This window comes from Hydrogenophaga sp. L99, from assembly GCF_058731905.1.
Map to the genome: position 1 here is coordinate 3,897,269 of NZ_CM178972.1, position 12,328 is coordinate 3,909,596.

Annotated in this window: 14 protein-coding genes; 9 read left to right on the plus strand and 5 right to left on the minus strand. The window is 61.8% G+C overall.

The annotated features are described in order from the left end of the window. The first annotated feature begins 4 nt into the window (after positions 1 to 4). Genes AC4QBL_RS18655 through AC4QBL_RS18680 form a run of 6 tightly spaced genes read left to right on the plus strand, consistent with a single transcriptional unit; the run spans position 5 to position 7,378 of the window. Positions 5 to 1,126, plus strand: coding sequence for a glycosyltransferase family 4 protein (locus AC4QBL_RS18655; protein ID WP_472907992.1), 1,122 nt, complete (start codon positions 5 to 7; stop codon positions 1,124 to 1,126). Further along, positions 1,123 to 1,953: an FkbM family methyltransferase gene (locus AC4QBL_RS18660; RefSeq protein ID WP_472907993.1), complete on the plus strand. Its 831-nt coding sequence runs from the start codon at positions 1,123 to 1,125 to the stop codon at positions 1,951 to 1,953. Before AC4QBL_RS18655 ends, AC4QBL_RS18660 begins: the two co-directional genes overlap by 4 nt. Next, positions 1,950 to 3,047, plus strand: coding sequence for a glycosyltransferase (locus AC4QBL_RS18665; RefSeq protein ID WP_472907994.1), 1,098 nt, complete (start codon positions 1,950 to 1,952; stop codon positions 3,045 to 3,047). The genes AC4QBL_RS18660 and AC4QBL_RS18665 overlap by 4 nt, the downstream gene beginning before the upstream one ends. Before the next feature lie 19 nt (positions 3,048 to 3,066). Beyond that, positions 3,067 to 4,179: a glycosyltransferase family 4 protein gene (locus AC4QBL_RS18670; protein WP_472907995.1), complete on the plus strand. Its 1,113-nt coding sequence runs from the start codon at positions 3,067 to 3,069 to the stop codon at positions 4,177 to 4,179. A 32-nt stretch (positions 4,180 to 4,211) separates the two neighbouring features. Then, positions 4,212 to 6,329, plus strand: a complete 2,118-nt coding sequence (gene asnB / locus AC4QBL_RS18675; RefSeq protein WP_472907996.1) for an asparagine synthase (glutamine-hydrolyzing) — start codon at positions 4,212 to 4,214, stop codon at positions 6,327 to 6,329. Further along, positions 6,323 to 7,378 (plus strand): EpsG family protein, encoded by a 1,056-nt coding sequence (locus AC4QBL_RS18680; protein WP_472907997.1) that lies wholly within the window; start codon positions 6,323 to 6,325, stop codon positions 7,376 to 7,378. The genes asnB and AC4QBL_RS18680 overlap by 7 nt, the downstream gene beginning before the upstream one ends. Before the next feature lie 18 nt (positions 7,379 to 7,396). Here AC4QBL_RS18680 and AC4QBL_RS18685 read toward each other — a convergent pair whose 3' ends face one another. The 5 genes from AC4QBL_RS18685 to AC4QBL_RS18705 all read right to left on the minus strand — a co-directional run bounded on the left by AC4QBL_RS18685 (position 7,397) and on the right by AC4QBL_RS18705 (position 10,084). Continuing rightward, a complete protein-coding gene (locus AC4QBL_RS18685; protein ID WP_305334430.1) occupies positions 7,397 to 8,110 on the minus strand; it encodes a hypothetical protein in 714 nt (237 codons plus the stop codon). After that, the gene (locus AC4QBL_RS18690) at positions 8,107 to 8,982 is read right to left on the minus strand and encodes a nucleotidyl transferase AbiEii/AbiGii toxin family protein (RefSeq protein ID WP_472907998.1); all 876 of its coding nucleotides are present in this window, start codon (positions 8,980 to 8,982) and stop codon (positions 8,107 to 8,109) included. Before AC4QBL_RS18690 ends, AC4QBL_RS18685 begins: the two co-directional genes overlap by 4 nt. Positions 8,983 to 9,165: 183 nt before the next feature. Then, positions 9,166 to 9,447, minus strand: coding sequence for a hypothetical protein (locus tag AC4QBL_RS18695; protein ID WP_472907999.1), 282 nt, complete (start codon positions 9,445 to 9,447; stop codon positions 9,166 to 9,168). A 41-nt stretch (positions 9,448 to 9,488) separates the two neighbouring features. Then, a complete protein-coding gene (locus tag AC4QBL_RS18700) occupies positions 9,489 to 9,818 on the minus strand; it encodes a type II toxin-antitoxin system RelE/ParE family toxin (protein ID WP_472908000.1) in 330 nt (109 codons plus the stop codon). Further along, positions 9,815 to 10,084 carry a ribbon-helix-helix domain-containing protein gene (locus AC4QBL_RS18705; protein ID WP_472908001.1) on the minus strand — a complete coding sequence of 90 codons (270 nt, stop codon included), beginning with the start codon at positions 10,082 to 10,084 and terminating at the stop codon, positions 9,815 to 9,817. Before AC4QBL_RS18705 ends, AC4QBL_RS18700 begins: the two co-directional genes overlap by 4 nt. A 159-nt stretch (positions 10,085 to 10,243) precedes the next feature. On the opposite strand from AC4QBL_RS18705, the gene AC4QBL_RS18710 reads away from it, so the two are divergent. The 3 genes from AC4QBL_RS18710 (at position 10,244) to AC4QBL_RS18720 (ending at position 12,327) form a co-directional block, all read left to right on the plus strand. Next, complete coding sequence (locus tag AC4QBL_RS18710) at positions 10,244 to 11,497, plus strand: glycosyltransferase family 4 protein (protein ID WP_472908002.1); 1,254 nt, start codon at positions 10,244 to 10,246, stop codon at positions 11,495 to 11,497. A 3-nt stretch (positions 11,498 to 11,500) separates the two neighbouring features. Further along, a complete protein-coding gene (locus AC4QBL_RS18715) occupies positions 11,501 to 11,950 on the plus strand; it encodes a VanZ family protein (protein ID WP_472908003.1) in 450 nt (149 codons plus the stop codon). A 98-nt stretch (positions 11,951 to 12,048) separates the two neighbouring features. Then, positions 12,049 to 12,327, plus strand: coding sequence for a BrnA antitoxin family protein (locus AC4QBL_RS18720; protein ID WP_472908004.1), 279 nt, complete (start codon positions 12,049 to 12,051; stop codon positions 12,325 to 12,327). Position 12,328 lies beyond the last annotated feature (1 nt).

The window sequence follows — 12,328 nt, forward strand, 5'->3', positions numbered from 1 at the left end:
CACTGTGTCCGACAAATCTGCCGTGGAATCGGCTCGGCCTGGCGTCTTGCTGGTGACCAATGAATTGCAGGCAAATCCCGCTGGCGGCCGGGAACTGCTCTGCAAGTTGAATCATGATACTCTCAAGGAAATATTTGGTGACCATCTGGTGGTTATGGAGTTGCCGCGATCGCAATTGCAAGGGTTTAAATTGGTTGTCGGTGGATTCAGCGGACATGTTGATGGATTGAATGAAAGCTCTATTGCCAAAGGTCTCCGGCTCATTGAGATGGCGAATGTGGGCAAAGTTTTTGTGGATGGTTCCAATCTGGGAGCATTCGTCAAAGCCGCCAAGCGCCAATTTCCCGCTTTAATGGCCACTACCTTTTTCCATAATGTAGAGGCTCGATTTTTCTTGGGTTCGCTCAAACAAAATAAATCTGCTCACGCGTTGGCTGTGCTAATTGTGAACTACCTAGCAGAGCGCAAATCAGTTAGGTGCAGCGATAAGATCATTTGTTTGAGTGAGCGCGACAGTCGATTACTTCGAACTGTTTATGGCCGTTCGGCAACACATGTTTCATCAATGGCACTTGAGGACAAAATGTCAGTTGGTTTTGCTTTGAGTCCAAAGCGTCCTCAAGAAAAATTTGCCTTGTTTGTGGGTGGAACCTTTTACGCCAACCGTGCAGGCATTTCGTGGTTTGTCAAACATGTGGTGCCCCGCATCAATACAAAAATTTGCATCGTAGGACGCGGATTCGAGGCTCTGCGGCATGAACTGGAACGAGCGGGCAAGGTCGAGGTCGTCGGGGCCGTGGATCACCTGTCCGACTGGTATCGGGACGCGCACTTCGTGATCGCTCCGATCTTTGATGGCTCAGGAATGAAGACCAAAGTGGCCGAGGCGCTTATGTACGGCAAGAAGATCATCGGAACGCCAGAAGCGTTTTCTGGCTATGAGGACATTGCTGATAGGGCTGGCTGGGTGTGCAGTTCGGCTGACGACTTCGTTGCAGCAGTCAATCACACAGAAGAAGAGGTTTTGCTTTCCTTCGATCCCGCGCTGCGTGCAATCTACGAGGAAAAGTATTCCTTTTCGGCGGCGCGGTCGCGTCTTGCAGCCATTATGGAATTCCAGGGATGAATGTTTTTACAAAGGTATCCACAGTGCTTAGTGGTTTGAAGACGCAAGTCAGGGATCTGTTGCCGAAGAGCTTCCAGGTGCCTGCGAAATATTGGTACGGGTGGCTTAATGGCGCACTTGAGCCGGAGATGAAGTTCCTTGGGGCGCTTGTTGGCCAACAAGGCCGAGTGGTTGACGTCGGGGGTAATCGGGGTATCTACGCCTACCACTTCTGGAGGCTGGGGACTAGAGTTGAAGTGTTTGAGCCTAACCCGATGTGCTTTCGAGTGCTCGCTGCATGGGCCGTAGGCAAGCCAACTGTGCATCTTCATTCCGTTGCACTTTCAAGTGCCTCAGGCTCTGCAAATCTACATATCCCGATTGACGAAACGGGGGTAGAGCATGACGCCTCAGCTTCAATTGAAAACACGAGTTTCGCTCATGGGCGAGATGAATTGGTGCAGTTGCAGACGCTCGATAGCTACATGTTTGAGGATGTGAAGCTGATCAAGATCGATGTTGAAGGACATGAGCAGAGTGTGATCAAGGGCGCTGCAGTAACGTTGGCATCCTCGCGTCCGGCGTTACTGATTGAAATCGAACAACGTCACAACGACAGGCCGATCACCGAAGTTTTCGATCAAATCTTCGCCTACGGGTACCATGGTTTTTTCATGACGGAGGGCAGGCTGTCGCCATTAGCGGAGTTTGATGTTGATCGCCATCAATCGATGAAGCACTTCGACGAAGGACGAGGCGGCTATCTCAACAATTTTCTTTTTCTCCACAGAAGTCGTGTAGAGGCCGGTGAATATGCGGGCCTGGTAAGCGGCCAATTGTTGACATGAAAATTTGCGTCGTCACTCCACTTTTTGCGATTGCTGGTGTCCCGTTGGCCCAACTTCGGTTCGCGCGGGCATTGGCCAACATGGGTCATGACGTTGACCTGCTGATAGGTCGAGTCGATGCCCAGTACAAGTTGCCGCCTACCGACGGTGTCAATGTACATGTGTTCAATCAGCCAAACGTCCGGGGAATGTTGCTGCCACTGTGGCGCTACTTGCGTTTGATGAAGCCGGATGTGGTCTTCTCAGCAGAAGATCACTTGAATGCGGTCGTTCTGCTCGCAGCCATTGCATCAGGTTCGCGCGCCAAAATCAGTGGTTCGTCACGGGTCACACCTTACGATACCTACTCGAAAGTCCTTTTCTCAAAGAGATGGATCTTGAAGCAACTCATGCGCACGGTCATGTGGCGGGCTGATGCGCTGACCTGTGTGTCGAAGGACATGGTCGAACAGTATCGGAACGTGTTCGATTCGCCGCCCCACGTCGCTGTGTACAACATCGTGAACGATATTCATTCCCGCAAGCGAATGCATGAATCGGTGGAGCACGAGTGGCTTAGCGATAAAGACATTCCGTTGCTTGTTGCCGCCGGCAGGTTGGCAACTTGGAAGGGATTTTCTGATCTGATCCGTGCCATGAAAGTGCTGACACAGAGCAGGCAGGCGCGTCTGATGATTCTGGGTGATGGGCCGCTAAGAGCCGAACTGCAGGCTTTGATCGATGAACTGGGTTTGTCCGACGTCGTTGGGCTGCTGGGGTATGTTGAGAATCCGCTGAAGTATTTCGCGCGGGCTGATGTTTTTGTCTTGTCCTCCCATGTAGAGGGGCTACCGAATGTACTGGTCGAGGCCATGATGTGCGGCTGTACGCCCGTTTCCACTGACTGCCCGACAGGGCCGCGTGAGGTGCTGCAGGATGAAAAGTACGGCTACCTGGTCCCCATGCGTGACCCGGTTGCCATGGCAGCAGGGATTGAGAGGGCGCTTGATCATCCCATTCCCAGGGAGCTTCTTGCTGAGGCAGTGCGGCCCTTTGAAGAGGGGGCTGTGCTGGCAAAGCATTTCGAGGTGTTGGGTCTGGCCGGTCAGCGATAAATTTAATGAAAGTAATGCTTTGAAGATTGGACTCAATGCGACCTGCCTAAATGACAGGCCGTCTGGCGCAAAACAGCGATTTATTGGAATTTACGGCGAGGTGATCAAGCGTCTGCCAGAGGTCGAGTTCGTTGTCTACAACCCGGTGGATTGTCGTGTCAGCGACTGGTTTGCCGGGGCGCCGAATGTGATTGCCCGGCCAACGCCGCTGCCGAGTTACGGGCGCATTCGCAAGTTCGTGGGTGGGCTGGGTTATTGGCCTGCTGCACTTGGCAAAGAAAAGTTTGATGTTTTCGAAGGTTTCAACCAGCCACTCGTCAAGTCACCCACCGGGCGGACCCTGCTGACGATTCATGACATTCGACAAATGCATCCTGAGTGGGGTACTTGGGAGCGAAGCGTTTACAGGCTGTCTTTGCAAAGGGCACTCAGCGCAGCAGACCATGTAATCACGGTGTCAGAGGCAATGAAAGATGAAATTCTGGGCTTCTTTCCAGGCGTGCCAATTTCCGTGATTTACAACGGACTGGATACGCAAGGATTCGAAATGTTGGCTGAATCAGACCTTCAGACCACACGGCAAAAGTACCACCTGCCCCAAGAGTTTGCGCTTGTGGTCGGGCACTACGAGCGGCGCAAGAACTACCGTCGACTGATTGACGCGGTAGCGCTTCTTCGTGACCGCGGCCGCGCCTGTAACCTGGTCATCATTGGCAACGACAGCGGCGAACGTAGATTGATCCAGGAGCAAATTCAGTCGGCAAATTTGTCAAGCCAGGTCATGCTTTTGAGTGGATTGACAGATCGTGAAGTTCGCAGTGCCTACAAGCTGAGTCGACTGTTTGTTTTTCCGTCCTCGTACGAGGGTTTCGGTATACCAATACTCGAAGCGATGGCAGCGGGTTGTTCGATGGCGCTGAGCAACCTACCTGTCTTTCGCGAAATCGCGCAAGAGGGCGCCATCTATTTTCCGCACGATGATGCTGAAACGATGGCGTCAGCGATCGAGCATGGGCTTGCCGATGGAAGCGAACGCGAGCGGCAGATCGCATTTGGTCACCAGCGCGTCCAAGACTTCAGCTTTACTAGTCTGGCCGGTCAGCTGGAAGCTTTGTACCGCGCAATGGTGTAGTTAACACTGTTCAAAAATTGAATTGGTAAACCATGTGTGGATTTACGGGATTTTTGACAACAGATGGTGCTGCGCTGGATCGCTTGGAGGCCGTTGTCACCGGCATGGCCCTCACCATTGCACACCGCGGCCCGGACGACGCGGGCGCCTGGGCCGATGCGCAGGCGGGCGTGGCGTTCGGGCATCGGCGTCTGAGCATCATCGACCTCTCGCCCGCCGGGCACCAGCCCATGGTGTCGGCCGGTGGCCGCTATGTGATTGCGTTCAATGGCGAGATTTACAACCATCTTGAATTGCGGGGGGAGCTGGAGGGGGGGGTGGGAGCGGGGGCGGGGAGCCCTCACCCCTGCCCTCTCCCGCAAGCGGGAGAGGGGGCAAGACACCCAGCGGGAGAGGGGGTAATACCTTGGCGCGGGCATTCGGACACCGAAACTCTGCTGGCGGGGTTTGAGGCCTGGGGCATTGAGGCTACCTTGCAGAAAACCGTGGGCATGTTCGCCATTGCCCTGTGGGACCGGCAAGACCGGGTGCTGACGCTGGCGCGCGACCGCTTTGGCGAGAAACCGCTGTACTACGGCTGGGCCGGGCCGGGCGGGGCGCGTGCCTTCGTGTTTGGCTCGGAGCTGAAGGCGCTGCGGGCCTACCCCGGCTTTGCCAACCCGGTGTGCCGCGAGGCGCTGGCGCAGTACATGCGCTTCATGGTGGTGCCGGCGCCGCGCAGCATCTACCAGGGCATTTACAAGCTGGAGCCGGGCTGCCTGCTCACGGTGCGCGGTGCGCCGCCCGCAGCCGCGCCGGAGCAGCCCTTGCGGCCAGGCGCCGTGCATGAAAGCCTGTCGGTGCACCGCTGGTGGTCGCTGGCCGACGTGGTGCAGGCCGGTGCGGCGAACCCCATCACCGATGAAGCCGAGGCGCTGCAGGCGCTGGAGGCGCAGCTGTCGCAGGCCGTGAAGGCGCAGTCGCTGGCCGATGTGCCGCTGGGGGCCTTTCTCTCGGGCGGGGTGGACTCGTCGGCCATCGTGGCGCTGATGCAGAAGCAGGCCTCCCAGCCGGTCAAGACCTTCACCATCGGCTTCGAGGAGGCCGCGTTCGACGAGTCGCCCCACGCGCGCGCCGTGGCGCAGCACCTGGGCACCGAGCACACGGAGCTGTTCGTCACGGTGGCCGAGGCGCAGGGCGTCATTCCGCGCCTGCCCGTCATGTACGACGAGCCCTTTGCCGACTCGTCGCAGATTCCCACGCACCTGGTGTGCCACGCGGCGCGCCAGCATGTGACGGTGGCGCTCTCGGGCGACGCGGGCGATGAGCTGTTTGGCGGCTACAACCGCTATTTCTGGGGGCCGCGCATCTGGAACCGGCTGGCCTGGCTGCCTTACCCGGTGCGGCAGGCGCTGGGCCAGGCCATCGGCCAGCTGCCGGTGGGCGCCTGGGATGCGCTGGGTGCGCCGCTCAACGCGCTGCTGCCGGGCGCGCGCGGCATTGAGCGCGTGGGTGACAAGGCGCACAAGCTGGCCGCGCGCCTGCGTGGCGTGCACAACCTGGACGACCTCTACCTGAGCCTGGTGTCCGAATGGCAGGACCCGGCCGCCGTGGTGCGCGGCGAGGGTGGCGCGGCCGTGGTGGAGCCGCCCAGCGGGCTGGCCGACCCGCTGCCCGCTGCGGGCGCCGATGAGGACCAGCTGCGCATGATGTTCCGCGACAGCCTGACCTACCTGCCCGACGACATTCTGTGCAAGGTGGACCGCGCCGCCATGGCCACCAGCCTGGAAACGCGCGTGCCCTTCCTGGACCACCGGGTGGCCGAACTCGCCTGGCGCCTGCCGCTGCACATGAAGATCCGTGGCAACGAAGGCAAGTGGGCGCTGCGCCAGGTGCTGTACCAGCATGTGCCGCGCGAGCTGATCGAGCGGCCCAAGGCGGGTTTCAGTATCCCGGTGGGGCAGTGGCTGCGCGGGCCGCTGCGCGACTGGGCCGAGAGCCTGCTGGATGCCCGGCGCCTGCAGGCCGAGGGCTACTTTCACGCCGAGCCGATTCGCTCCAAATGGGCGGAGCATGTGAGTGGCCAGCGTGACCACACGGCCAGTCTGTGGGCGGTGCTGATGTTCCAGGCCTGGCTGCAAGAACAAACGCCCCAGGGGACCGCATGTTGACGTATTGGCTGCTGTTTTTGCTGCCGGCCTGCGCCAGCGTGATGGCGCCCACCCGGCCGCGCCCGGCAGGACCGCGGCTGGAGCCTTCGTGGCTGGCGGTGGGCCTCGGGCTGGTGCTGCTGATCGGGCTGCGGCACGAGGTGGGTGGTGACTGGGGGACCTATGAGCGGCACTACCTCTACATGGTGGGCGCTTCGCTGACCGAGGTGCTGGAATATTCCGACCCCGGCTACTACCTGCTGAACTGGCTGGCCGGTCAGGTGGACGGTGGCGTGCATCTGGTGAACCTGGGCTGCGGTGCGCTGTTCAGCTGGGGGCTGGTGGCGTTTTGCCGCCAGCAGCCGCGGCCCTGGCTGGCGCTGGCGGTGGCCGTGCCCTACATGGTGATCGTGGTGGGCATGGGTTACAGCCGCCAGGGCGTGGCGCTGGGCCTGGCCTTGCTGGGCCTGGCCCGGCACAACAACCTGCAGTTCGTGCTGTGCGTGGCGCTGGCCGCCACCTTCCACAAGTCGGCCGTGCTGCTGGTGCCGCTGGCCGTGCTGGCCACGCCGCGCGGCCGCCTCTGGACGGGGCTGTGGGTGGGCATCACCGCGGCGGTGCTGTACTGGGTGCTGCTGGCCGACAGCGTGGAGGCGCTGATGACCAGCTATGTGGAGGCGCAATACCAGTCGGAAGGCGCTGCGGTGCGCATCGCCATGAACGCGCTGCCCGCCGCGCTGCTGCTGGTGCTGCGCAAGCGCGTGCAGTGGCAGCAGGCCGCCGAGCGCAACCTGTGGATGATGATGGCGCTGGCCGCGCTGGTAGCGGTGGCCGTGCTGCTGGTGTCGCCCTCGTCCACCGCGGTGGACCGCGTGGCGCTGTACCTGATTCCGCTGCAACTGTTTGTGTTCGCCCGCCTGCCCGACCTGCTGGGCCAGGGCCGCGACCGGCGCACCTGGGTGGCGGCGGTGGCGGGGTATTACGCCACGGTGCTGTTTGTGTGGCTCAACTTCGCCACGCACGCAGGGGCTTGGCTGCCGTACCGCTTTTACCCGCTGGTGGTGGGGTAGGGCAGGCCCTACAGGCTCCTAAAGGAGCCCGGCATCGTTGGCGATGACGGCAGCGTCATTCTGGTAGGCGTGCCAGTGTGCCATCCAGTCTTCATAAATCCCGACCATGCCCATGCGCCTGGCCAGTCGGTCCAGGCGCGCTTTTTTGAGCTCTTTGACATCCATGTCCAGCGGAGGCAGCGCCAGGCGAGAACGGTGGGAATGGCCGAGGTAGATCCAGTCGAGCAGGGCCTTTTCAGGCGTCGATCGACGGTAATTGAAGCGCTGGTCAAAGACATCTTCGGTCTTGCCCGCAGCCTCGTCCACCAGGTCGGCTTTCATCGCATGGAAGCGGAAGGTTCCAATGCCAGGAATTTCCTTGCGGGTGGTCTGGGGCTGCGACAGGCTCGGCTCCAGAGGGATGATGCAGGTGTAGGTGCTGCCGATGTTGTTGAGCACACCGGCCCTCTCAAGCACCCACGACAGGCTCAGCACGCTGCCGCGGCGAATCCATTGCGCCGCTTCGGCGGCATCCTGGTTCCGATGCCCCAGGCGATTCAGGTACAAGCCCTTGGACACCTGAACCAGCTTGCGCCCGGCCACAAGATCCTTGACCCATCGATGCAGAGTGGCGTCGGAGGGTTCTTCGCCTTGTGCGCGGGCCAGGCCCATGAGCGCAGCCGTTGAAAGAACGTACTGGCTGTCAGGCTCCAGCAGAGCTTCTTCGGCCTTGAGTTTCCAGGCCTTGCTCATGTTGGCTTCCCAGGCCTTTTGCTTCGGGGGGCTGCATCCGGGGGGGCGGACGCGCTGTGGGCGAACGCGCCATGGGGCGCGCTGGCCTGTGAAAGCCATCCATCGATGGCATCCGACACGGTGAGAATGTAGGCATCCCATGCGGATGCCGTCACCACGTCTCGCTCATTCTTTGGGATGTAAGGCAGCAAATGGGTGTCTGCCATCGGCCAGGTGATCTGGGACAGCTTGGCCAGGATGTCCTTTTTCAGGCCATCCAGCTTGGCTTGGGGCAACGAGCGCAGGAGACCGACGGGGTTGGCGCCCAGCGCGATCAGGTCCTTGAGGTCGTAGATGTCGCGCGGAACATTTCTCATGTCCGCCAGCACGGCGGCGACCTTCTGCACCGTGATGGCGTCGAGCGTGTAGGTGTGCACCATGAATGGCGCGATGGCATAGGACGACGGCGGCACGACTTGCACCAACTGGCGGACCGCACCCAGAGGCTGGTCCCGACCCGATATCTCCGTCTCGAACCGAACATCTTCCCCGGTGTGCGTGAGCCCGGTCATGCGCAATCGGGTGGTTGTGCCCGTGTCTTTGGTCACAGCGATCTCTACGGAACGAAGGCCGGCCGTGCTTGCGGCTGTTTTCATGGCCGATCTGATGGCGCTCTTCACCGAGGCTGAGCTCATGCTGTCGACCCGGTCGAAGTCGATGTCCTTGGTCAGCCGCATGCTTCCAAAAGCCACGCGCATGGCCATGCCGCCCTTGACCAGGAGACGGTCGCCAGCCTCATTGCTGACGGCGCGCAAGAGCGCGACCTGGCATCGGTCAATAACGTGCATCCGCCGGTCAAAGCCGACATCAAAAGGAGAGTAGATAGTGCTCATGTGTCGAATTATGCTATTTAAGCACTATTAAAAATAGACCGGGGAGTCAGCGGCCATGGGGCTCACATTGGCCACGCACTCAAAGAATGGGTTGCCGTACTTTTTACCCGCGGGTGGTGGGGGTAGGGCAGGGTTTCCCGGGTCTATCGGTTGGACCCTTGCGGACGAAGGCGGACCAGGGCGTCAGGACGGTTCCACCAAACGACCGCTGACAAATTTGTGCAGCAAACTGGCCGCCAAGGTTTGGTACGGCACCCCTTCTTCCAGGGCGCGTGCCTGCAAATTTCTGAGGTCTCTGCTGGAGATGCGGATGTTCAGCCGTTGGTCTTTTTTGAAAGTGGCCTCGGCCGCGGCCTGATGGGCCTTCATGTGCTTGGCCACGCCGCTGATGGGCTTGAGCGTGCCAGCCTCCCACGCCTTCAGGATTTCCATCTCTTCGTCGTCGTACTGGACGGGTTTTTTCATGGTGTGCTCCTGTACTTCCGGGTTGCCTTGCGGCTTGGGATTCAGTGTCCCGCACTGTCGTCGTCCGCTTCGTCTTGGAGGATGGTTTCGTAGTTTTGGCCGCCGTAGAAGACACCGATGATGGAAACCGTCTCGGCGTCCACATAGAAGGCGATCACTGAACGCTTCTTATAGTGGGTGATGCGCAGTCCGGGGCGTATGTCATCGCGCATGGTGCCGCGATGTGGAAACGTGCGAAGGCTCTCGCAGTAGCTCAAGATAGCTTCGGTGTAACGCGCGGCAATGTCTGGCGATGCCGCCTCGGCAATGTAGCGGTACAACTCTGCAAGCTGTTCTTGTGCCTCCAGGCTGAAGACAACGCGATAGCTCATCGAGTTTTCGCGTGTTCGGCGGCCAGGCGGGCACGCACCTGGTCAGCGGTGACGGCGCTGGATGGATCGGCCTTCAGGGAGTCATAGGCCGGGCCGACTTGGTGGTGCAGCCAACTTTCCACGGCGCGATCCCGTGCCATCAGTGCCCGCAGGCCATCCCGGATCACTTCGCTTTCGCTGGCGTACTCGCCAGACCGCACCTTGGTCTTCACCGCGTCCGCCATGTCGTTGGGCAGGGTGATGCTCATTTGCTGGGTGGTTCGCATGGTCGGCTCCTTGGTTTGAATAGGATTAAATCCTACCTTGCTGACTGCCTGCGGTCCAGCATCTGACGCTTTTTAATGGGGGTCAGATTCCAATTAACTCACCCTGCCGGTTGAGCCATGCCCTGCTGGGACAATGGCGGCTCGAAACCCGCCCCGTTTATGAAAATCATCCTGTTCGCCAACACCGAGTGGTACCTCTACAACTTTCGCCGCTCGCTGGCCCTGGCCCTGCGTGACGCCGGGCACGAGGTGCTGCTGGTGTCGCCCCCGGGCCCGTATGGCGAGCGCCTGCGGGCGCTGGGTTTTCGCTGGGTGCCGGCGCCCATGGAGCGGCGCAGCCTGAACCCGCTGCGCGAACTGGCGCTGCTGCAGTGGCTGCGCCGGCTGCTGGTGCAGGAGCAGGTGGACCTGGTGCACGGCTTCACCATCAAGTGCGCGGTGTATGGCTCGCTGGCGGCGCGCCTGGCCGCGCGCTCGCCCGGCTTGCCGGCACGGGTGAACGCGGTGGCCGGCATGGGCTATGTGTTCACCAGCAACGACCTGAAGGCGCGCCTGCTGCGCCCGTTGGTGCGCGGCCTGCTGCGCCTGGCGCTGGGCGGCCAGGGTGCGCGGCTGATTCTGCAAAACCCGGACGACGTGGCGCTGTTCGAGCGCGCCCGGCTGGTTGACGCGGCTCAGGTGCGGCTGATTCCCGGCTCGGGGGTGGACTGCCAGCGCTTCACGCCATCGCTGTCGTTGCCCGATGCCCGATCCGAGGCGGGCGGCCGTTTTCGGGTGCTGCTGCCGGCGCGCCTGCTGTGGGACAAGGGCCTGGCCGAGTACGTGGCCGCCGCCCGCGAGCTGCGCGCGCAGGGGCTGGCGATCGACTTTTTGCTCGCCGGTGACCCGGACCCGGGCAACCCTGCCGCAGTGCCCGAGGCCACGGTGCGCGGCTGGGTGGCCGAGGGGTTGCTGCAGTGGCTGGGCCATGTGGACGACATGGCGGCGCTGTTCGCCACGGTGCACGCCGTGGTGCTGCCGAGCTACCGCGAGGGCCTGCCCAAGGGGTTGATTGAGGCGGGCGCCTGCGCCCTGCCGCTGGTGACCACCGATGTGCCGGGCTGCCGCGAGGTGGTGAGCGACGGCGTGGACGGCCTCTTGGTGCCGGTGAAAGACGCGCCGGCCCTGGCCCGGGCCATCGCCCGGTTGCACGACGACCCGGCCTTGTGCGCCCGCCTGGGCGCGGCGGCGCGCGCCCGCGCGCTGGCCGAGTTCGACGAGCGCATCGTGATCGGGCGCACGGTGGACGTGTACCGCGAGCTGCTGGGGGCGGCGGTGGATGGGGCGGGCTTGCTGGCGCGTTCGGATGCCGGTGCCGGTGCAGGTGAGGTGCCCGCGAGCGCGACCGTCACCGCGAACGTGAAGGCGGGCTGAGCGGTGCGCTGGGTGGCCCGGCTGGCCCTGGCAGTGGGCGTGCTGCTGATCGTGGCCGCGGTGCTGCTGCCCAACACCGTGCTGGCGGCCTGGCGCAGCGAAATTCGCTGGCTGGGCCAGGCGGCCAACCAGGTGGAAGGCTGGTGGCCCGGCGTGAACGTGGTGCACGTGCTCATGTTCGGCGTGCTGGGCCTGCTCGCCCGCGCGGCGTGGCCGGCACTGGGCGCCGGCCGGCTGCTGGTCGTGTTGCTCGCATTTGCGGGGCTGACCGAGCTGCTGCAGTTCTGGGCCCCCGGCCGCGAACCCCGGTGGGTGGACGTGGGCTACGACCTGCTGGGCGCCAGCGCCGGCGTGTGGCTGGCGGCCGGCGTGCAGGCGGCGTGGGCGCGGCTGCGGGCGGCACGTGTTGAAGATCTGGGAAGATCGCACCAGATCCTTGGGCAGGACCGATGAAGGGCGCGCACTGCACATCACCTTCACATTGAGAGCAGAAGGCACCTTGATCCGTGTGATTTCTGCCCGGGACATGCACAGAAAGGAGCGAGTGATTTATGAGCAAGCCAATTAAGACCCCGCTCAAGCCCACCCCGACGTTCGCCAACGAGAGCGAGGAGCGGGCCTACTGGGAGGCCCACGACTCCACGGAGCACCTGGACTGGTCCAAGGCTCGGTCGGTGTCTCTGCCCAACCTCAAACCGACGACAAAGACGATTTCCTTGCGTTTGCCCCAGCACTTGCTGGACGCCATCAAGGTGGCTGCGAACGCCCGTGATGTGCCTTACCAATCCCTGATCAAGGTTTGGCTGCAAGAGAAGCTGCACAGCCACTGAG

Bases quoted from the DNA above. Each gene is read 5' to 3' on its own strand.
- AC4QBL_RS18705 (WP_472908001.1), bottom strand. From the start codon at position 10,084: ATGCGAACCACCCAGCAAATGAGCATCACCCTGCCCAACGACATGGCG.
- AC4QBL_RS18685 (WP_305334430.1), bottom strand. From the start codon at position 8,110: ATGAGCAAGGCCTGGAAACTCAAGGCCGAAGAAGCTCTGCTGGAGCCT.
- AC4QBL_RS18665 (WP_472907994.1), top strand. From the start codon at position 1,950: ATGAAAATTTGCGTCGTCACTCCACTTTTTGCGATTGCTGGTGTCCCG.
- AC4QBL_RS18700 (WP_472908000.1), bottom strand. From the start codon at position 9,818: ATGAGCTATCGCGTTGTCTTCAGCCTGGAGGCACAAGAACAGCTTGCA.
- AC4QBL_RS18680 (WP_472907997.1), top strand. From the start codon at position 6,323: ATGTTGACGTATTGGCTGCTGTTTTTGCTGCCGGCCTGCGCCAGCGTG.
- AC4QBL_RS18695 (WP_472907999.1), bottom strand. From the start codon at position 9,447: ATGAAAAAACCCGTCCAGTACGACGACGAAGAGATGGAAATCCTGAAG.
- asnB (WP_472907996.1), top strand. From the start codon at position 4,212: ATGTGTGGATTTACGGGATTTTTGACAACAGATGGTGCTGCGCTGGAT.
- AC4QBL_RS18690 (WP_472907998.1), bottom strand. From the start codon at position 8,982: ATGAGCACTATCTACTCTCCTTTTGATGTCGGCTTTGACCGGCGGATG.
- AC4QBL_RS18720 (WP_472908004.1), top strand. From the start codon at position 12,049: ATGAGCAAGCCAATTAAGACCCCGCTCAAGCCCACCCCGACGTTCGCC.
- AC4QBL_RS18660 (WP_472907993.1), top strand. From the start codon at position 1,123: ATGAATGTTTTTACAAAGGTATCCACAGTGCTTAGTGGTTTGAAGACG.
- AC4QBL_RS18710 (WP_472908002.1), top strand. From the start codon at position 10,244: ATGAAAATCATCCTGTTCGCCAACACCGAGTGGTACCTCTACAACTTT.